General features: G+C 63.9%; 17 protein-coding genes. 2 read left to right on the forward strand and 15 right to left on the reverse strand.

Annotation, left to right across the window (positions count from 1 at the left end; genetic code table 11):
• Window positions 1–105 precede the first annotated feature (105 nt).
• The 10 genes from H6A16_RS07395 to H6A16_RS07440 all read right to left on the reverse strand — a co-directional run bounded on the left by H6A16_RS07395 (window position 106) and on the right by H6A16_RS07440 (window position 9,618).
• Complete coding sequence (locus H6A16_RS07395) at window positions 106–1,131, reverse strand: LacI family DNA-binding transcriptional regulator (RefSeq protein WP_204617712.1); 1,026 nt, start codon at window positions 1,129–1,131, stop codon at window positions 106–108.
• Window positions 1,132–1,207: 76 nt separating this feature from the next.
• Window positions 1,208–2,347 (reverse strand): glucuronate isomerase, encoded by a 1,140-nt coding sequence (uxaC, locus tag H6A16_RS07400; RefSeq protein WP_239458273.1) that lies wholly within the window; start codon window positions 2,345–2,347, stop codon window positions 1,208–1,210.
• Between the two features lie 277 nt (window positions 2,348–2,624).
• Complete coding sequence (locus H6A16_RS07405) at window positions 2,625–3,758, reverse strand: substrate-binding domain-containing protein (protein WP_204617714.1); 1,134 nt, start codon at window positions 3,756–3,758, stop codon at window positions 2,625–2,627.
• 324 nt (window positions 3,759–4,082) lie between these two features.
• Window positions 4,083–4,289 (reverse strand): hypothetical protein, encoded by a 207-nt coding sequence (locus tag H6A16_RS07410; RefSeq protein WP_204617716.1) that lies wholly within the window; start codon window positions 4,287–4,289, stop codon window positions 4,083–4,085.
• 219 nt (window positions 4,290–4,508) lie between these two features.
• Window positions 4,509–6,746, reverse strand: coding sequence for a ferrous iron transport protein B (gene feoB / locus H6A16_RS07415; protein ID WP_204617719.1), 2,238 nt, complete (start codon window positions 6,744–6,746; stop codon window positions 4,509–4,511).
• Window positions 6,747–6,968: 222 nt separating this feature from the next.
• Window positions 6,969–7,190, reverse strand: coding sequence for a FeoA family protein (locus H6A16_RS07420; RefSeq protein ID WP_204617721.1), 222 nt, complete (start codon window positions 7,188–7,190; stop codon window positions 6,969–6,971).
• A gap of 66 nt (window positions 7,191–7,256) precedes the next feature.
• Window positions 7,257–7,496 (reverse strand): FeoA family protein, encoded by a 240-nt coding sequence (locus H6A16_RS07425; RefSeq protein WP_204617723.1) that lies wholly within the window; start codon window positions 7,494–7,496, stop codon window positions 7,257–7,259.
• A 69-nt stretch (window positions 7,497–7,565) separates the two neighbouring features.
• Window positions 7,566–7,994 (reverse strand): CD1107 family mobile element protein, encoded by a 429-nt coding sequence (locus H6A16_RS07430; protein WP_204617725.1) that lies wholly within the window; start codon window positions 7,992–7,994, stop codon window positions 7,566–7,568.
• Window positions 7,991–8,368, reverse strand: a complete 378-nt coding sequence (locus H6A16_RS07435) for a DUF4315 family protein (RefSeq protein WP_239458274.1) — start codon at window positions 8,366–8,368, stop codon at window positions 7,991–7,993. The genes H6A16_RS07430 and H6A16_RS07435 overlap by 4 nt, the downstream gene beginning before the upstream one ends.
• The gene (locus tag H6A16_RS07440) at window positions 8,365–9,618 is read right to left on the reverse strand and encodes a DDE-type integrase/transposase/recombinase (protein ID WP_204617728.1); all 1,254 of its coding nucleotides are present in this window, start codon (window positions 9,616–9,618) and stop codon (window positions 8,365–8,367) included. Before H6A16_RS07440 ends, H6A16_RS07435 begins: the two co-directional genes overlap by 4 nt.
• Before the next feature lie 245 nt (window positions 9,619–9,863).
• Between H6A16_RS07440 and H6A16_RS07445 the strand changes: the two genes are divergently transcribed.
• Window positions 9,864–10,481, forward strand: coding sequence for a PTS transporter subunit EIIC (locus tag H6A16_RS07445; RefSeq protein WP_239458275.1), 618 nt, complete (start codon window positions 9,864–9,866; stop codon window positions 10,479–10,481).
• Window positions 10,482–10,538: 57 nt separating this feature from the next.
• Complete coding sequence (locus H6A16_RS07450; protein ID WP_204617730.1) at window positions 10,539–11,993, forward strand: glycoside hydrolase family 1 protein; 1,455 nt, start codon at window positions 10,539–10,541, stop codon at window positions 11,991–11,993.
• 303 nt (window positions 11,994–12,296) lie between these two features.
• Here the strand turns inward: H6A16_RS07450 and aspS are convergent, their stop codons facing one another.
• The 5 genes from aspS to H6A16_RS07475 all read right to left on the reverse strand — a co-directional run bounded on the left by aspS (window position 12,297) and on the right by H6A16_RS07475 (window position 19,594).
• A complete protein-coding gene (aspS, locus tag H6A16_RS07455; RefSeq protein ID WP_204617854.1) occupies window positions 12,297–14,051 on the reverse strand; it encodes an aspartate--tRNA ligase in 1,755 nt (584 codons plus the stop codon).
• A gap of 253 nt (window positions 14,052–14,304) precedes the next feature.
• Window positions 14,305–14,826: an FhaA domain-containing protein gene (locus tag H6A16_RS07460; protein WP_204617732.1), complete on the reverse strand. Its 522-nt coding sequence runs from the start codon at window positions 14,824–14,826 to the stop codon at window positions 14,305–14,307.
• A 27-nt stretch (window positions 14,827–14,853) separates the two neighbouring features.
• The gene (locus tag H6A16_RS07465; RefSeq protein WP_204617735.1) at window positions 14,854–15,591 is read right to left on the reverse strand and encodes a SpoIIE family protein phosphatase; all 738 of its coding nucleotides are present in this window, start codon (window positions 15,589–15,591) and stop codon (window positions 14,854–14,856) included.
• A 164-nt stretch (window positions 15,592–15,755) separates the two neighbouring features.
• Window positions 15,756–17,366, reverse strand: a complete 1,611-nt coding sequence (locus H6A16_RS07470) for a hypothetical protein (protein WP_204617737.1) — start codon at window positions 17,364–17,366, stop codon at window positions 15,756–15,758.
• Window positions 17,357–19,594, reverse strand: coding sequence for an FHA domain-containing protein (locus H6A16_RS07475; protein WP_204617739.1), 2,238 nt, complete (start codon window positions 19,592–19,594; stop codon window positions 17,357–17,359). The genes H6A16_RS07470 and H6A16_RS07475 overlap by 10 nt, the downstream gene beginning before the upstream one ends.
• Window positions 19,595–19,729: the final 135 nt, after the last annotated feature.

Raw genomic sequence — 19,729 nt, forward strand, 5'->3', positions numbered from 1 at the left:
TCAGCTTGAATTCAAGCGCCCATTTTCACATATATATGTTTCGACGGGATTTCCCATCGCGCGCACATAAGGCGGCGGTGCCGGCAGTCGATTTTGCAGAATCGGTCACACCTTGGACCTCATGGGATCGGTCGAGGCACGATGGCGAATCGACCCCGAGAGCTCCCGGCGCAGCGGGGCGGCGGCGCCATCGACCGCAACGTCGGCGGACAGCCGGTCGACCACCCGATCGAGCACCGCTTGGGCGATGGCCTCCGTATCCTGCGCCGCCGTCGTGACACCACCGTAGACTGCGCGGTTCCAAAGGTAGTCGTCGAATGTCGCCAAGCGCAGGCGGTCGCGCAGGCCCGAAGCATCCTCCTCGAGCGCCGCCACCAGATGCAGGAACACCAGGCCGTTGACGGCGATGATGCCCACAGGATCGGTACCGGCCGGCACGAACGCCGCCAAGTCGGCGGCCGCACGGGCAGCGTCATCGGAGAGCGTCGCGACCGCGCCTGTCATGCCGCGAGCAGCAAGACCACGCGTGAACGACTCGGCACGCGCACGACGGACGGAGCTCGTATCGGCGTCCTCGGTGAGAAGGCCGCACCAGGTGCAGCCGCTACGACGCACCTCATCCAGCAGCCCGCCCATGAGCTCCTCGTTGTTGGAGGTCACGAGGTCGAGCCCGGCCGAAGCGGTATCGCGGTCGAGCAGGACGACCGGCACGCGCGCCGCGGCGCGCTCGACCTCCTCGTCTGCTCCCCCGCACGTGTTGACGATGAGCGCCTCGGCCCCCATGTCGATCAGGCGGTCGATGGCCTCGCATTCGCGCTCCGGATCGTTGCCCGAAAACGACGCCATGATCGAGTAGCCGCGTGCGGCGGCCCCCCGCGCGAGGGCGTCGAGCACCGTGGACGAGTACGGGTTCTCGCTGTCCGCCAAGATCACGCCGATGAGGTGGGAGTTGTCCAGGCGCAGGCTGCGCGCGGCGCTGCGCGGCCGGTAGCCGGTGCGCTCGATGACCTCGGCGATGCGGGCGCGTGTGGCCTCGGTCATCTGCCCGGGCTTGTTATTCAGATAGCGCGAGACGGTCGCGGGGCTGACGCCCGCCTGATCGGCGATATCGCGAATGCGCATACGTGCCATAGATCTACCTTTCACCGGCAAAAAGTGAACGTTCGCCCGAATTCGCAAAAAGTCGGATTCGCTTCGTTGCAAACCACTATACTACAGCCTTGTTCGAAATCGATTTCGTAAATCGATTTCGTACCGGTAACGGCACGTGCGCGGTGGAGGTTTTTGCTCCTTTCCTCCTCCGCCGCCAGCGGCTCCAAGGAGGAATGAGAATGACGGGCAACGAGCTTGTGCTCACGTTCGGGGAGATCATGATGCGCCTCTCCCCCAAGGACCATCTGCGCATCGAGCAGGCTGCCGACATGGCACGGTTGATATCGCGCTTGCAGCCGAAGTGCAGCTGCATCGCCCAGTCCAGGCGGACGTACTCGCTCGCAACGAACTGCATGAATGCCGTCTTGTAAGCAAGCACCTCGTGCTCACTCAGCGCCTCGCCTGCCATGGCCTTGGAGAAGATGGCGTCGATCTCCTCCGCAGTAGCCGGAACGTACATGACATAGTCGAGGGCATGGTCAGACGCAACGCAACCGAGCTCGTTCGCGACATCATAACGCTTCGAAATCGCTGCCTTGAGGTCCTCATAGTTGTTGATCTCAATACCGGAAACCTCGGAAAGTCGCTTCATGTAGCCGACGAACTCCTGACCGCGCTCGATGCGAAGAGCCGCATCCGGGCGCATGGCAGGAACCACCTTGACATCAAAGGAATCATCGGCGGCGATCTTCTTATGCCACTCGAAGGAGTCAGCAGGGTCGTCAGTGGTGCAAATCATGCGAACATTAGACCGCTTGATTAACTCGCGGCAGGTGAAACCATCCTGAGCAAGCTTCTCATTCGCAAGATCCCAAACCTCCTGCGCGGTATCAGCATTAAGCACCCCTTCGTAACCGAAGAAACGCTTGAGCTCCAGATGGCTCCACTCGAAGACGGGGTTGCCCATGCAACGGCCGAGGGTTTCAGCCCACTTCTGGAACTTCTCGCGCGCCGGAGCGTCGCCGGTGATGTAACGCTCATCCACACCATTGGCGCGCATGAAGCGCCACTTGTAGTGGTCGCCGCCGAGCCAGACTTCGGTAATATTGGCGAAACGTTTATTCTCAAAGATCTCTTTTGGAGAAATAGGGCAGTGGTAATCAACGATTGGCATGTCCTTTGCGTAGCTGTGGAAAAGCCTCTCTCCCGTCTCCGTGCTCAGCAGAAAGTCCTTTTTATCCATGAAGTTTTTCATTGTTTGCCTCTCCTTGGTTATTCCGTCGGTACCTGCAGCGCGCTGTTTCCCTAATTGGGTGAACGATTACCTATATTACTGTCTTTTAGGTAATTAGGTTAACGTTCACCTATTAGTCCCGTCAGCGGCTTCTACCCGCCCGCGAACGGCATACATTAGTCCGGAATGGCCGTCTGCATGAAAGTTTGGGGGCAGGTCCCAAACTTTCATGCAGACGGGGCACCGCGATCATTTCGCAAACACCCCGCCTGTCGGCATATTTCTTTGTGCAGTGGCGTTACGCCTCGAGCGTTCCCGCTTCCCTGCAGTAATGGTCCAGGTTGCTGCGGAACACGAGCTCAACCGGGAAAACCTCCACGTCAGCGGCAGGGGCCGTTCCCCACAGCAGGTGCTGCGCCAGCGCCTCGACCGCGCGGTACGCAAGTCCTGTCGGGTCCTTGTACACCACGTTGGTGAAGATGCCGCGACGCAGCGCCAGCACACTTTCGGGGAACAGATCGCTGCCTATCGCCGCAACGCGTCCCGTGCACCCCGCCTCCACCAGGGCATCGCCCAAAACTTCGCTACCAGCAGCGAACACGCTGCACGCCACATGGGGAACGTCGGAGCGCAGCCGCTCGACGAGCTTCGCGCGCAGAGCATCGACCTGGGCATGGGCGCCGGTGAAGTCCTCGACCTCAGCGGAGGGAAGGTGCTCGAGGATGTACTCGTGGAATGCCCGGGCAACCAGATAGTGCGAGTCGACGTATGGATCGCCCGACAGCAGAAGCACGTGCGCACTGTCCGTGCGGCTGCGCACGAGGTTGCATGTCTGCTCGGCCATAAGGTGCCCCGCCGCCTCATAGTCGGCAACAACAGAGCCAAATCGGCCCGTGTCGGCACCGCTGCCGTTCAGCAGCTCGATGACGATGCCTGCCTCGGTTAGCGCCCGTAGCGCATGGGTCTCCGCAGCGTTTGTCGGAGCCAGGGCAACCAGCCCGTCAACCCGCTCGCCATCGTTCACGCGGACGAGGACATCTTCCAAACAGGGCAGCTGAGACCCCATCGGGTACTCGATGCACTCGAAACGCATACCCGTATCGCGCGCCTCCTCCATGAAGCGGCGGCAGCCCTCCCATGCATACGAGTAGTAGTAACGGCCCGAACCGCTCGACGACGGCAGGCAGATGAGCACGTTGGCATCCTTGCGGCGAAGGCTCGACGCGCTCTCGTTGCGGCGATACCCGTTCTGCTCGGCGAACGCCAAGATCTTGGCGCGCGTCTTCTCGCTCACACCAGACTTGCCGGTAATTGCCTTGTGGACGGTATTGATCGACACCCCAAGCGCCGTGGCAATGTCCTTCATCGTCACGCGGCCGTGCTCGAGCTGAGTCGCCGCCTCGCCCCTCTCCCCTGTCACCGTCTTCGCCATATCGTGCCAACCTTTGCGGATTGTTCGTCTTCCATGGAGACCATGATACTCGTCCGTCTTGGCAAGTTGAACGTTTCCTTAGGCCAACGGCAGCGCGGCGCAACCAAAAGGGGGCAGGTTATTGTTGGTTGCGGGGCGACGCGCTGCAAAAAGTCGGAGCTTTGGGCGGATTTTTAACCCCGGATCTGTATCGGCACCTTTTTGACCTGCACAAATGGCTAGGTAAAAAAGGCGCTTGTCTCGACTCGGTCCGAAAAAACTACCCAAAGTCCCGACTTTTTGCGGTGTGGCTGAAATAACCAAAAGGAGGCGGGTCGCTTTTGCTTATTTGACTCCGCGACTCAGGTCTTCGACCACTTTATCGACGCCCTTGCAGGCAGGACAGCTCTTCTTCTGAGCGCTGGAGCAATGGCCGCCGCAGGCCCCGCCCTGCGCGCAGTCGGCACAGCTCCCCTTGCGCTTGATGCGGATGCATACCGCCACAAACGCCACAGCGATCACAGCCAGGATAACGATATCGATAAGGGACATGGGTCCTCCCTAAAGTTTGCCTAGCGCAACTTTACCGCAATCGCGCAGCACCCGCCAGCCTTTCGCGTAAGTCTCCAAATTGTGTACGTGAGTTTGGTCCGCTTAGAGGCTTCCAAATGGACCAAACCCACGGACACAATTATCGTAGCGAAAAGCGCCGCTCGCGAGCGGATGGCTCGCGGGCGGCGCATCAGAGGGGCAGACTTGCAGCCGGAACGATTACGCGACGGCGCCTGCGGTGGCAGAGGACGGCTCGCGGTCGTCGTCCCATGCCCACTTGGGCATCGGGCGCACCAGCTGGAAGACGATAGCTGCGGCAAGCACGATGGCAACGACGGTCCACACGCTGAAGACGCCGGTCGCCAGCAGGTAGAACTGGTTGATCATGAGGCCCACGACCCACGCGAAGGCGCACTCGTAGCCGATGGCGATCGCGCTCCACTTGCCGGAGTTCATCTGAGCGCGGATGGTGCCCATAGCGGCAAAGCAGGGGGCGCACAGCAGGTTGAACGCACCGAACGCGGCGATGGCGCCCATGGTCGGGAACATGCCGGCAAAGGCCGTCCAAAGGTTCGGGTCGGTCTCGGTGCCGTCGGCGATGTGCAAAAGCGAGCTCGCCGTGGCCACGACGTTCTCCTTGGCAACAAGGCCGGTGATGGACATGGCGGTCGCCTGCCAGCTGTCGAAACCGAGCGGGGCGAAGATGAAGGCGATGGCGCCGCCGACCATGGCGAGCACGGAGTAGTCGGTGAACTCCTCCAAGCCGCCGGTGATCTCGGGCAGGAAGCCGAACGCGCCCTCGTACACGCCGAAGTTCGTGAGGAACCACACCACGATGGTGGACGCGAAGATGATTGTGAAGGCCTTCTTGACATAAGCGGACACGCGCTCCCAGATGTGCAGCCACCACGAGCGGATGGACGGGAAGTGGTAGCTCGGCAGCTCCATGACGAACGGGGTCGGGCGGCCAGCGAAGAGCTTGGTCTTCTTGAGCATGATGCCCGAGGCGATAACCGCGATGACGCCCAGGAAGTAGAACAGCGGCGCGATCCATGCGGCCTCGGCATCGCCCACCATGGCGCCCATGAGCAGAGCGATGATGGGCAGCTTGGCGCCGCAGGGGATGAACGTCGTGGTCATGACCGTCATGCGGCGGTCCTTCTCGTTCTCGATGGTCTTGGTGGCGAGCACGCCGGGCACGCCGCAGCCCGTGGAGACGAGCATGGGGATGAAGCTCTTGCCAGACAGGCCGAAGCGGCGGAACACGCGGTCCATCACGAAGGCGACGCGCGCCATGTAGCCGCAGTCCTCAAGGAAGGAGAGGAGCACGAACAGCACGAACATCTGCGGAATGAAGCCGAGCACGGCGCCCACGCCGGCAACGATGCCGTCGAGCACGAGGCTCTGGACGAGGTCGCTCGCGCCGGCCGCCACGAGCCAGCCCTCGATGGCGCCCGGGATGGACGGGAACGCCATGCCGAACAGCTCGAAGCCCTCGCCGAAGAGGTTGTCGTTCACCCAGTCGGTGCCGGCGGTGCCGAAGGCGTTCGCACCGGTGGCGATGGCGTAGACGGCCCACATGATGAGGATGAAGATCGGCAGGCCGAGGATGCGGTTCGTCACGATGCGGTCGATCTTCTCGGAGGTGCTCATGCGCTCCGGGGCCTTCTTGAGGCAGCCATCGATCATGTGCGCGATCACGGCGTAGCGCTCGCCGGTGATGATGGACTCGGCATCGTCGTCGCAATCGGCCTCGCATGCGGCGATGAGCTCCTCGACCTTCGCGGCGTTGTCCTTCGTGAGGTTGATGAGGCGCGCGGCGTCCTCGTCGCGCTCGAAGAGCTTGACTGCGTAGTAGCGGCGTTTATCGGCCGAAACGGACGCGGGAAGCAGATCCTCGATCTTGCTGAGCACATCCTCGATGGCCGAATCGAAGGTATGGCGCGGCACCTTGCCCTTCGTGGCAGCCGCGCGCTTGGCCTCGGCGATGAGCTCGTCTACGCCCGTGTTGCGCAGCGCCGAGATCATCACGACGGGGCAGCCGAGGCTCTTGGAGAGCGCCGCGGTATCGATCTTGTCGCCGCTCTTCTCCACGAGGTCAGCCATGTTAAGCGCCGCCACGACGGGAAGACCGGTCTCCACGACCTGGAGCGCCAGGTACAGGTTGCGCTCGAGGTTCGTCGCGTCGATGACCTGGATCACGACGTCGGGCTCGCCGCTCATGAGGTAATCGCGCGAGACGCGCTCCTCGGGGCTGTAGGGAGAAAGCGAATAGATGCCGGGGAGGTCGGTGATGCGCACGCTCTTGTCGCGCGTCAGCGTGGCCTCCTTCTTCTCGACGGTAACGCCGGGCCAGTTGCCAACATAGCCGTTCTGGCCGGTAATCAGGTTGAAAAGCGTGGTCTTGCCGCAGTTGGGGTTTCCCGCCAGCGCGACATGAAGCTGTGAAGCCGCCATGCGTTCCTTCTTCCAATAGGCTTTGAAACTTCTTAAAAGTTGCCGAGTCAGTCATCCGTGTCCCCTTGGAGGACGGGGCGCAGGGAGGATACGGAGGGATACGCGCCGAGTCGAGGCAACGCCCGCAAAGACGACGATTTCCCGAAACGCCTCGCCCTCCAAGAGGGCACAATAGTTAGAAATAACTAACTCTACCTGCAAAATGATTCGCGAGGGCAGCTCTTAGCGCACCTCGACGATGGCCGCCTCCTCCTTGCGGATGGAGAGCTCGTAGCCGCGAACGGTGATCTGGATCGGGTCGCCCAGCGGTGCGACCTTCACGACCTTGAAATCCGTGCCCTTGATGAGGCCGAGGTCCATCAGATGCCGGCGGAGTGCGCCCGCACCGTGCAGCTTGACGATGGTGGAGCTATCCCCCACCGCAACGTCTCCCAGTGTCTTCATGTCCTTCCCCCTTTCTGTGTATGCCGACGGATCGTGGGCGGCGCGAGGCGCGCCCGGCGAGCCGTGCTAAGCCGTCATGACGCGCTGCGCCACCTTGGCATCCAAGCCGAAGCGAGCGCCCTTGACCATCACGATGATGTTCGAGGAACTCGATGAGACCACGTGCACCTCGGATCCGTCGACAAAGCCGATATTCGCCAAATGGCGCTTGAGGTTCTCGTCGCCGCGCACGCGCGTGACCGTCACCGTCTCGCCCGCCTTGCGCAGGGAAAGCGGCATCGCTGGAACCCGAGGTCCTGCATTCATCTCGTTCGCGTCCTCCCGTCAGTGATAGTCGACCATAGGCGGAGCGTCTGCAGCAAAAGTTAGCCTCGTCTATGTTTCATACGGTAAACTATCACACAGCGCGCACTTTGTGAAGGGCATCCGGCAAAAAGTTAACCCTTTGCAATTTGCAAATCTACGGTCCTCGTTTACCGGCTTGTCGTAGTCGATCACGATGTAGAAGGTGTTGCCGCCGCTGGTCTGGACCGTGATAAACTGCTTGTTGGTGTGCTTGTCATAGAGCAGGTCGCGGGTCACAAGATTGTCTTCCTGGTCAAAGCCCTCGCCCGGTTCCACCGTGGGCTCCGGCTCGGGGGTGGACTCCGGCTCGGGCGTGGTGGTTTCCTCGGTCATGGTGGGGTCGCCGTAGTCTGCGCCCTCGCCGCCGTCGGCATAGGCAGAGGCATAGGCCGGGATCACAAAGCCGCAAAGCAAAAAGACGGCGCAAAGCGCCGCCGCCATTCTGTGAAATTGTTTCATTCCTCCGTGTCCTCCTTGTCGTTGGGATCGGCGGCCTTCGGGACACTTTGTCCCATACCGCCACCGGCCTGGATGGTCTGGAGCAGCGCGGGCAGGTCGTCCAGAGAATTACTCAGGCCCCGCACGATGTCCACGATTTCGGTGTTCTCCGCCTCCATCTTTTTCTGCTCCAGCTCCTTCAGCCGGGCCTGCTGTTCGGTGATCTTGGCCTTGACCTTCTCGATCTCCGTCTGGATTTTTGCGCTTTTGCTGGTTGCCAATGTATTTTTTCGTCTGCCATTGCTAACCTCCTTCTTGAAAATTTGGAGTGTTGCACAAAATTTGTGTTGAAGTTTTTTGAAAATGTCACCCCCAGAGACGTCGCGCCGCGTCATCCGCGCATCTTCCTGAGCAGGTCCTGCAGCCCCCTCTGGTTCCCCGCGAGGTCGCTCTTCCTGTGCTCCCGCACCCCGCAGAGGACGCACGCGTAGCGCTTCCCGTAGCGCTCGACGTACATCTCCTCGGTCCACACGTCGATGAACAGGTTGACCCTGACGCCCTCTCCCGGGTCGTAGACCACGCCGTCGCCATCCACCATCCGGTAGAGGCCCATCTCGTACGAGATCATCCCGCTGCGCGATATCCTCGTGAGCCTGATCCGGAACACCGAGGAGTAGTCGAAGCCCTCAGGCATGCGCCTGAACTCGCTCCCCGGCTCCGCAGGCGGGAACGAGAACTTCCGGTTCAGGTAGTCGACGTAGAACTCGTCGAACCACGAGTCGAGGTGGTCGTAGTCCTCTATCCCGAAGCGGATGATGTCGTTCACGAGCCTGAGCTGGCCGGTGAGGTTGTGGCGCTCGACGCGGCCCTTGGCCTGCGGGGACCCCGCGAACACCATGCGCACCCCCAGGTCGGACAGCATCATCGAGAGCTGCGTGGCCGCCCCGCCCTTCGAGCTGCGGAACACGGAGTGCCTGTCGGAGTACACGGCCTCGGGCGCCCCGCTCCTGCGGACCATGCGCTCCGCCATCCGGGCGTACCCGCGCATGCACTCGATGGGCATGAAGCACCCGGAGAGGGCCTCGGTGGTGGCGTCGTCGACGGCGATGTGGAGCACGCGGGCGTCGCCGTTGCCGAACCAGTCGTACGGCGTCCCGTCGACCTGCACGAGCATCCCCCTGCGCGGCATGGGCTCGCGGATCGGGTGCGCGGCGCGCCCGCCGCGGGCGCGCTCGGGCCTCTGTGCCGGAGACCGCCACCCCTCGCGCCTGAACAGCTCGCGGAACCAGGATCTCGAGCGGGCGACGAGCCCGTACCGCTCGACGTCGTCCCGCCTGTCCGGGTTCTCGATCACGTCCTCGATGAATATGTCCCTGAACTGGGCGATCGTTATCGACCTGTAGGGCTCCTTGAACTTCCTCAGGTAGCGGATCTCGTCATCGGTCGCCGCGGTCGCCGGCCTGCGGCCGGCGTTGCCGTGCGCCGCTGCGCCCTCAGGCCCGAGCTGCTCGACGCGCTTCGACAGCCTCATCAGCTGGCGGCGGCTGTACCCGGTCTTGCGCTCGATGTCCGCGTAGCTGATCGAGGGGTCGGATCTCTTGGCGACAAGCAGCTCGATCGCCCTCTCCTTGGTCCTCTTATCCATGTGTCCTCCTTCGGCTGAGGGCTACGCTAGGGGACCGGGGGGTCGCGGGGTGACAGAATCAAAAAACGAGGGGTGACAATTTCATTTGCTTATAACATGTTGCACAAAATTTGCCTTAAAAATAATGTGCCTGCTTTTTTCGATTTTCACCTCCTTCAAACCTACCTCTACGCAAAAACGCCGCCCGGTGGTCTCCACGGACGGCGTTTTGCGTAATGTGATAGATTTTATTTTTTAATATTCCCTTGATTTTCAAGGGTTATAGCCACTTTCCTAATATCATCTCCCCGACCGTGGGTGAGGGCCTGGCCAACATCCTTCTCGCCATCTACCACGCCTGCCCGCCCGTGGCAGTCGCCTTCGTGGGCTGCTTCACCCCGTTCCTCGTGTTCTTCGGTATGAACAACGCCCTGTACCCGCTGCAGTTCATCCTCATGTCCGAGGTCGGCTCCGACCCGCTCATCTGCGCCGGCATGGTCGCCGCGAACATGGCCGTCGCAGGCGCCTGCTTTGCCGCCTCGCGCGTCGAGAAGAACCTCGACGACAAGTCCGTGGCCGTGAGCGCCGGCGTGACCGCCCTGTGCTCCGTGACCGAGCCCGGCGTGTACGGCGTCCTGTTCACCAAGCGTTTCCCGCTCATCGGCGCCATGGTCGGCGGCGGCATCGGCGGTATCATCGCCGGCCTCACCGGCATGACGCAGTACGTCATCACCGCTTGTAGCTTCATCGCCTTCCCTGCCTACATCAGCCCGGACGGTTCCTTTACCAACCTGTGGCTGGCGCTTGGCGTCATGGCGATCTCGGTCGTCGTCGGCTTCATCGCGACGCTCGCGGTGAGCAAGCGCTTCGCCGCAGCCAAATAGCGCCCCATCCGAAATCTTTGCGCCCACCCGAGTGGCGAGCGCACGAAAGGAGCCGTCATGGCCTACACCACCACCGCCTTCCCCGACGGTTTTCTGTGGGGAGCCTCCACGAGCGCCTACCAGGTTGAAGGCGCCGCGTACGAGGACGGCAAGAAGGCGTCCCAGCAAGACATCATCAACCAGAACAACTACCGCGAGCGCGGCTTTGCGACCGCCGAGGTCACGAGCGATCACTACCACCACTTCCGCGAGGATGTGGCTCTCATGGCCGAGATGGGCCTCAAGACGTACCGCTTCTCGATCGCCTGGAGCCGCGTGATCCCCGATGGCACGGGGGCCGTGAACCCCGCGGGTCTCAAGTTCTACCACGACCTGATCGACGAGCTTATCGCCCACGGCATCGAGCCCATCGTGACGCTCTACCACTACGACCTGCCCTGGGCGCTCGTGGAGCGCTACGGCGGCTGGATCTCGCGCCAGGTAGTCGATGACTTCGAGGCGTACGCACGTCTGATCATCACCGAGTTTCGCGACCAGGTGAAGTACTGGACAACCATCAACGAGCAGAGCATCATCGTCCAGTACTGGACGCAGAAGTGCTACATCCCCGAGGAGCATCGCGACAACAACCAGCTGCGCTACCAGATCAACCACCATATGAACCTTGCGCACGCCATCGCGTGCAACCTCGTGCACGAGCTCGTGCCCGGCGGCATGGTGGGGTCGGTGATTGGCTACTCCCCCATCTACCCGCTGACCTCCCGCGCCGAGGACGTCATGGCGGCGCAGAACGCGCACGATCTGCGCAACGGGTACTACCTGGACATCTATTTCAAGGGGAAGTACACCGATTCGGCCATGGCCTACCTGGAGCGCCACGGGCTTGCGCCCAAGATCGAGCCGGGCGACATGGAGCTCATCGCGAGCGGGACCTCGGACATGCTGGGCATCAACTACTACGCGAGCGAGTGCGCAAAGGCCTGCCCCGATGACGGCACGCGCGAGATGCGCTGGAACGGCGTGAACCTTACCGGCAAGAAGGGCGACATCAGCGGCTTCGAGACGCACCCGGGCTTCTACGAGATGTGCAAGAACCCGCTGCTCGACACGAACGACTGGGACTGGGCCATCGACCCGATCGGCCTCGAATACCTGCTGCGCGATATCTGGATGCGCTACGGCAAGCCACTCATGGTGTGCGAGAACGGTCTCGGCGCCTTCGACATGCTCGAGGCAGACGGCAGCGTGCACGACCCGTACCGCATCGATTACCTCGGGCGCCACATCGCCGCCATGAAGCGCGCGATGGACTACGGCGTGCAGATGCTCGCCTACTGTCCGTGGTCGGCGCTCGATCTGCTCTCCACGAGCAACGGCGTGAAGAAGCGCTACGGCTTCATCTACGTCGACCGCACCGATGACGACCCGCGTGAGTGCCGCCGCTACCGCAAGGATTCCTTCGCCTGGTACCGCGACGTCATCGCGAGAAACGGCGCCGGCCTCACCCTGTAGTGACAAGATGGTGCCAGGTCCAAACTTGTCACAACGAAGCCCTCGGGTCCCTGAGGATCCGAGGGCTTTGCAAGCTTGGGGACAGGTCCCGATTTTTCAGAAAGCATGACACTGGGCCCCGTCCTAACTGTCATGCGACAAGTTTGTACTTGGCACCATCTTGTCGACACCCACAACGGAGACGGCCGGCTGAGGTGCCGCAGATTGCCGTGAAAGCCGAGGGCGCACGCCTAGCGTGCGGCGCCCGAAGGCTTGAGCGGCAAGGTGCGGTGCCTCAGTCCGGCCGATCAGGTCGAGGGGAGCCTACATCAGGCGCAGGCCGACTTCCTTGAGCTGGGCCATGGAGACCTCGCTCGGGGCAGCGGACATGAGGTCGCTTCCGCTCGAGGTCTTGGGGAACGCCATGACGTCGCGGATGGAATCGGCGCCGGCGAGCAGCATGCACACGCGGTCGAGACCGAGCGCAAAGCCGCCCATCGGGGGTGCGCCGAACTCGAGGGCGTCCATGAGGAAGCCGAACTGGCTGCGGGCGCGCTCCTCGGTGAAGCCCATGAACTCGAGCATCTTGAGCTGCAGGTCGGAGTTGTGGATACGCATACCGCCGCCACCGGCCTCGAAGCCGTCCATGACGAAGTCGTAGGTGCAGCTGCCCATGGCCAGCGGGTCGGTCTCGAGCAGATCGAGCTGGTCGACGTGCGGCAGGGTGAAGGGCTGATGCTCGGCCTCGTAGCGCTTGGCCTCGTCATCCCAGTGGAACAGCGGGAAGTCGACGACCCACAGGAAGTCGTGACCGGTGCGCTCGATGCCCAGGGCGTCGGCCATGTGGCAGCGCATGCCGCCCAGGATCTCGTCGGAGGCAAGACGCGGGCCGGCGGCGAACATCACGAGGTCGCCGGGCTCGACGTCGCAGCGACGGCGCAGCTCCTCCATCTCCTCGTCGGCGAAGAACTTGACGATAGGGCTGTTGATGGAGCCGTCCTCGCGGAAGGCGATCCACGCCAGGCCCTTGGCACCGAAGGTCTCGGCCACCTTGGCGAGCTTGTCGATCTGCGCGCGCGGCCAGGCGCCGGCACCCTTGGCGTTGATGGCCTTGACCACGTGGCCCTCGGTGTTGGCGGCGCCGGCGAACACCTTGAACTTGGAGTTCTTGAACACGTCGGTCAGGTCGACGAGCGTCATGCCGTAGCGCGTGTCGGGCTTGTCGGTGCCGTAGGTGTCCATGGCATCCCAGTAGGACAGGCGACGCAGCGGCGTGGGCATGTCGACGCCCATGTGCGCGAAGGCGTCGTGCAGCACGTCCTCGAGCGCGCTCATGACGTCATCCTGCTCGACGAAGCTCATCTCGATGTCCACCTGCGTGAACTCGGGCTGACGGTCGGCGCGCAGGTCCTCGTCGCGGAAGCACTTGGCAACCTGGTAGTAGCGCTCGACGCCGCCCACCATGAGCAGCTGCTTCAGCAGCTGCGGAGACTGCGGCAGGGCGTAGAAGCTGCCCGGCTGCAGGCGGGAGGGAACGATGAAGTCGCGCGCGCCCTCGGGCGTGGACTTGAACAGCGACGGGGTCTCGACCTCCATGAAGGCGCGGTCGTGTAGCGCGGTGCGGATGGCGAAGGTGAAGTCGGAACGCAGCTTGAGGTTGGCCATCATCTCGGGACGACGAAGGTCCAGATAGCGATAGCGCAGGCGCGTGTCCTCAGACGTCTCGATGCCGTCCTCGATCTGGAACGGCGGGGTCTTGGAGCGGTTGAGCACCTCGACGCGGTCGGTCAGGACCTCGATCTCACCGGTCGGGAGCTTGGGGTTCACCGTGTCCTCGTCGCGGGCGATGACGGTGCCGTGCACGAGGATGGGCCACTCGGGACGCATGGTCTCGGCGGTGTGGAACGCCTCGCCCGCAGCGTGCTCGGGGTCGAAGGTGCACTGCGTGATGCCCTCGCGGTCGCGGAGGTCGCAGAAGATAAGACCGCCGTGATCGCGGCGACGGCTAACCCAACCGGTGAGCGTGACCTCTTCGCCGATGTTGGCGGCGCGCAGCTCACCGCAGGTGCGGGTGTGCATGGAATGGATGTCAGCGGGATTGACGGCGTGATCCTGTGCCACAGGAATCCTCCTTTTTCGATCTGTGCCGCCCCGTGCCGGTACGGACGGCTTTCCTACAGATTGCCGCACCCGCGTAGACAGCGCGGCGCAGCAGTTGCACTAGCATAGCCGAAAGCGCCCGCTCCACAGGAACAAAGTGGAGGCTCCAAGCAGACTTAACAAAGTGGAAGCAAAGGTGGGACGCACCGCCCCGTGCGTCGCCCGAGCGACCCTACGCCGCACCGTCCGATAGGGCGTCCTGCTCTGCCGCCTTCTCCGGGCGAAAAAACGCCACCTCCAGGCCCCAGACCCCTTCGCCGAGATCCTCGTCGGGCGCGATGCTGACGCGCGGGGGCGCAGCGAAACCTCCCTTTTTAGAAAGGCGCTGGCACACCGCCTGCTCGATCAGCCGGCAGATGCCCGCGGTGTCGCGGCTGTAGAAATCTTGCCATGTCTGCTCGGATACGACCACGGTGTAGTCGTTGGGGAATTCGAGCCCGCCACCACCCCATGGTGCCGCCTGCACCAGCGCCTCAATCGTGATGTTGCGGATGATCTCGCGCGGCGCGGGGTCGGCGAGCTTGCGATCGAAGCCTGCGCGCGTCAGCCAGCGCAGGATGTCGCCCAGCACACCGGTTGCCCCCAGGGGCTTCGCATCTACGTCTACCTTCGGACGGCATTCCCCCAGCTCGTCCACGATTCGTTCCATCATCGTTCCCATATCGACCTCATCTCTCTTCGCGTCCAGCGTCATGTCATAGCACCTGCGCCCTTCAAATCCTTACGCGATGCGCGCGATCACCAGCGCCGTCGCGTCATCAGGGCTTCCATGGAGCTGCGCCGCCCGCACGATCGTGCGCGCCGCGTTTTCGGCACGCTGGTTGCGCGGCCCGAACACGGGGCAGGTCGCCGCGTAGGTCGCAGCCTCCGCCACGGTCTCCTGCGGCGGATAGAGCGCCGCCCCATCGGTCATGAGGACGAGGGCAGACCCGGGAAAGAGCGTCAGCTGGACCTCTTCGATCAGGGGGTAATCGCGACATACCCGCGGGCGGGAAGCCAGCCCGGACGCCGACGCCCCATCCGGCTGAGCGAAGACATCCTGCACCCCATGGCCCGGCACGACGGACACCACCCGGGTATTCCCAACACGAGCGGCACGCACGTTGCCGTCGTCGTCGCACGCCGCACAGGCGATCATCATTCCACTCGCCTCAAGGTCGAGGACCTCGGCCACCGAGCTTGAGCGCTGGCTGGCGCGAAGCACCGCCTCGGGAAGCTCGAACCCGTACGCAATGTTTCGCACGACCTCCCAGCTGATGTATTCGGCGTAGACGCTTCCCGCTGGATGGCCGTCGATGCCATCGCTGATGCAGCCTGCGACGACCCCATGCGCAACGCGGCAGCGGTCCTCGTTTCGCTCGCGCTGGGCTCCTCGTGCGGAATGCCAGCCGATACCCCATAGCGCGCCTCCCTCCCCGCGGCGCTGCTCCAGACACGTCTTGTCGAGCCCTCGCGACATCGTCGACCACCGTCCCATCTTCCGGCGCGACTCGACGGTATAGCCCGCTCGACCGCGCACCTGCCACCTGATGCCCCTGTTATAGGCGGCAGCAGATGCACCCCTTGCGCAAGGACCCGTGGCCTCATTGGGGACGTAGCCAATGAGGCCACCCGCGAAGAGCGCTAGGATCGGAAGAGGGATAATCCAAGCTCAGATAAGGTATCTATCAGCTTCTCGGCCGTTTTGCGCGCCATGAGCCGAGCGGCGCGGATGCGCTCGCGCTCGAGGCTGAGGCGCGCAGGCATGCGCCCGGCGGCCTTCGAGCCGCCCTGCAGATTCGCCGCGTGCGCATCCTCGATCAGACGGCCATCGCGCTCGGTGAGCGTGAAGGGGATCTCCGCCTCGCGCGCCGCGCGGAGCCTCCTTGTGCACTCCAGCAGCTCGAGTTGGGCGAGCTCTTCGGCAGAAAACCGCTCCACGCGAGCGCCGCGTTCCTCACCTGACCGCGCCAAAACCAGCCCGAGATCCCGGGTCAGAAACACCAGCCACTCCTGCGCCTGCTCGGCAGCCTCCTCGTAGCGCCCGGAATCCATCTCGCCAGGGACCGGAAGGCCCTCGTCGATATATCTGCCCGTAGCCCGCTCGCGGATAAGGTAGATCGCCAGGGCAAGCATCGGAACATGGTCGGCACGCTCTTCGCACAGACGACCGCCCACCTCCGCGAGGTCCTTCATGTCCATCCAGGTACGCCCGCCCGTCAGGTCGCGCACGGCGTCTCGGATGTGCGTGGCGTCTTTGCCGCCATCGAAGAACTCATCGATGCGAACAAGTCCGAGCTTCCCCGCAAGCCTGTCGACCGTGTTCGCGAGTTCCCGGGCATCGCCGACGCCGCAATACCTGCCGTCTGCCTGCACGAACCGAAAGATCGCACGCGTGGGAGCGTCGTTGAACCACGCCCAGTCGCAAAACGCCTCTGCTGCGGGCAAGGGCCCGCAGGTGAGCTCGCGGAACAGCAGCGCGATGCAGCCGAGGTCGTACTCGCGCGGCGCGGCGGTACGCACCAGGTATGCCCCATAGCGCGGGGTTATCGGACGTCGCGCCGCCTCGCGCAGCGTCGCCGGCCCCACGCCCTCGAAATCTATCAGCGTGGCGCGAACGAGCCGGGGGTCGAAACGCCCGTCGCCAGCCTCCCCGTACAAGCGGACGCACACGTTGTCCGGCTTGATATCGCCATGCACCAAAGGCGGCATCATGCGCCCGCGCCCCTCCTGCAGCGCTCGGACCTGCTCGCACAGATCGAGCAGCACCTTCGCGCAGAGCGCCTCCCAGCTCCCATCTGACAGCGAAGCCAAGCGCTTCGTGACAGCGTCAACGCCGTCGGTACCTGCCCAGCGGGCATCGAGCACCGCGCGCAGGCTCACGCCCGCATCCTCCTCGCAGACCATGAGGGCCGTATCGTCGATGGGACCGTCGGGCAGGCAGTAGCTCCCGTGCTTGGGCCACCGCACGCCGGCGGGCATGTACGCCTTGGGGCCGATGCCCAGCAGCTCGGCGATCGCCAGGCCCCGAACCTCGCGCGCAAACATGGCGGGCGTTCGAAAGGCCTTTACCAGGGCAGGGCGCGCCACGCCGGACGCATCGATATAGCTCCCGCGAAACACCGCGCTTCGCCAGCTCACATTGCCTGTCGGCGCGTTCGGGGGCTCGCTGCACACGAAGCGCTCCGCGCAGCCCGCATCCACAGCGGTATCGACGCTCATCGTCTCGGTCTGCGGAATCATCCCTACAGCCATGCGACCCTCACCTTCGCCTCGCCCAATATGATGACGTCGCCGTATTCCAGGCGAACTGCCTGCACCGGCTCCAGCTCCGTCTGGTAGCCCGCGGATTGCAGACGGCGAGCTGTCCGCTCGAACAGCTTCTGGCCGCCCCGCAAGCCGTCCTGCCGTTCGCGACCCTCCATGCAGAAGAGCCGCGCAGTCGGGCGAGACGCCTCTGCCGCACGGCCGGCCGCACGCGCGACGACGGTCCCGTTATGCGAACCCGCATCGAGGCACCACCATGCGCCTTCTGCCTGCACGATCGCCGCATGGACGCCCGAGACGCTTCCGTACGCCGGCAGCAGCATCCAGCTTTTGCCAGCTGCACGCCATTCCTCTGCGGTCCGCACGCCAACCGCATCGTCTGCCCCCAGCGCCGCCAACCGCCCGCTCGCAGCGGCGCAGGCGCGCTCGACAACCCCGAGGCAGGCGTGCATCTGCTCGGCGAACGCGAACCGCTCGACGAGTTGCACCGATCCATCCGCGCGCTCCTTGCGTACGGTGACGACCGACCCGTCGATCGCCGCCTCAGCGCTCTGCCTGCCCATCACGCACCGCAGGTCCATGCCGTGTCGGGGCAGGACAGCAGGCGCAACGGCGGTCAGCCGCGGCGAGCGCGCATCGCGCCCCGGCGTCACGAGCGAGAGCACAAGCGGAGAGCGGTCGGTCAGGGGCGCAAACACCCCGTCGGCCCGCTCATCGCCCATGGCGTCGACCGTCATATGATCCTGGCGCAGATCCAGCGCCTTCATGGGACTCCAGGCGAACGCGCAAACCAGCTCGCTCAGGGCATCCGCGAACTCGTCGTCGGCAGTTCCCCAGTCCGCGAAGCGGAACCGCGCCAGGTGCTCGCCGATATCCTCGAACAACGCGTCCACGACGCTCGCGTCAAACGAGCGGTCCATCAGATGGGCGCGGCACGCATCCAGCAGCGCGCGCGTCTGAGCGCCATCCTGCCAGACGGGCAGCCAGCGAAGCGAGTGCTCGGCACTCAGCAGGCAGGGTCCCGCTTGAGTGCTCCCATCCAGCGCAGCGGCGCGAAACGCCTCGAGCGCACGGTCGGCAAGCGATGCATCGAACAGCACATCGCGCTCGATAGCACGAAGGGCGCGCTGGCGTTCCGCAGCGTCGCGCAGGATGCCCCGCACGGCATCTGCACCCAAGGTGAACGGATGGTCGCAGTCCTCGCAGGCAAGGCAGCCGTCATCGTCGAGCCCGCACACCAGCTCCAATACACCCCAGCGCTCGCGCTTGATGGCAAGCCACTCGCCGTCCGCGATCGCCGACCAGTTCCGCACGAAACGACCCTGCAGACCACGGTCGCGCAGCGGTTGACCAGCGGGCTCCTCGGACAGGAGCTGGCGCAGGTACCGGTCGCGTCCGAAGCGAACAGCGGCGGGTGCGTCCTCATCCTCTCCCCCGAACAGGGACGGAAGATGCACGAAATTCGGATTCATGCCCAGGATCGTCATCTGCACAGCGCGCTTGCCGGCAAGCGCTGGGGTCGCCGATGCACCGAAGGCGTCCCGGTATCCTCCCGCGCAGGTGGCCAGCAGATCGCACAGCTTCTGCAGCTCGTCATGGGATGTCGCCTGACCGCCCGAAGCAGCCAGGGCGTCACCGCTTGCCAGCGAGTGCTCGATGCTCGCGCGAAAGGCGGGCGCAAGCGGCAAGACGAGCGGCGCCACGAGCACGAACAGCGCCTGGGCCTCAACGGCATGACGCCACGCGGCCAGGAGCTCATCGGCGCGATACCTGCGCTCGCGGGCACGGAGGCAACGCACCTGACCGAACAGGGCGAGCAGCTCGCGCGAGAACAGGTGCTCGACCTGCATCGAGGGCTCTCCCAGATCCATAAGCACCGCGGCTTGACGACGCACGACGCGGCGGGCAGCCTCCTCGGCATCCCACACGCCGAGCGGCGCACGATCGCCCGCATCCAAGGGCACCTCGCCCGCATGCCAGACATCCGCATCGGTCAGGGACAGCGCGGCGATGCGCTCCCGCAGCTCCAACGCCGCCGTGTGCACCTCTTCGGAAGACGACGCCGCGACAAGCGCGGAATCTGCCACCTCGTGCAGGGCGCCCGCAACCGACGCAACCTGCGCGGCAAGCGCACCCGACACCTCGCGATCCGAGGCAACCGAACCGCAGAGCGTACGCGCGAGCCCATCCAGCAGCTCAGGGGTTCGCTTCAGCATCGCCATCTCCCTCCCCTCGCCCGGCATGACATCGATAAAACGTCATCAGAGCAGCGTACGTATGATGGCGCAATTCTAGCAAAGCCCTCATGCGCCCCCTTGCGCAAGGCGTTCGGCAGCTTCGGCAAAAAACAA

This window comes from Collinsella tanakaei (genome assembly GCF_016900375.1).
Taxonomy (GTDB): Bacteria; Actinomycetota; Coriobacteriia; order Coriobacteriales; family Coriobacteriaceae; genus Collinsella.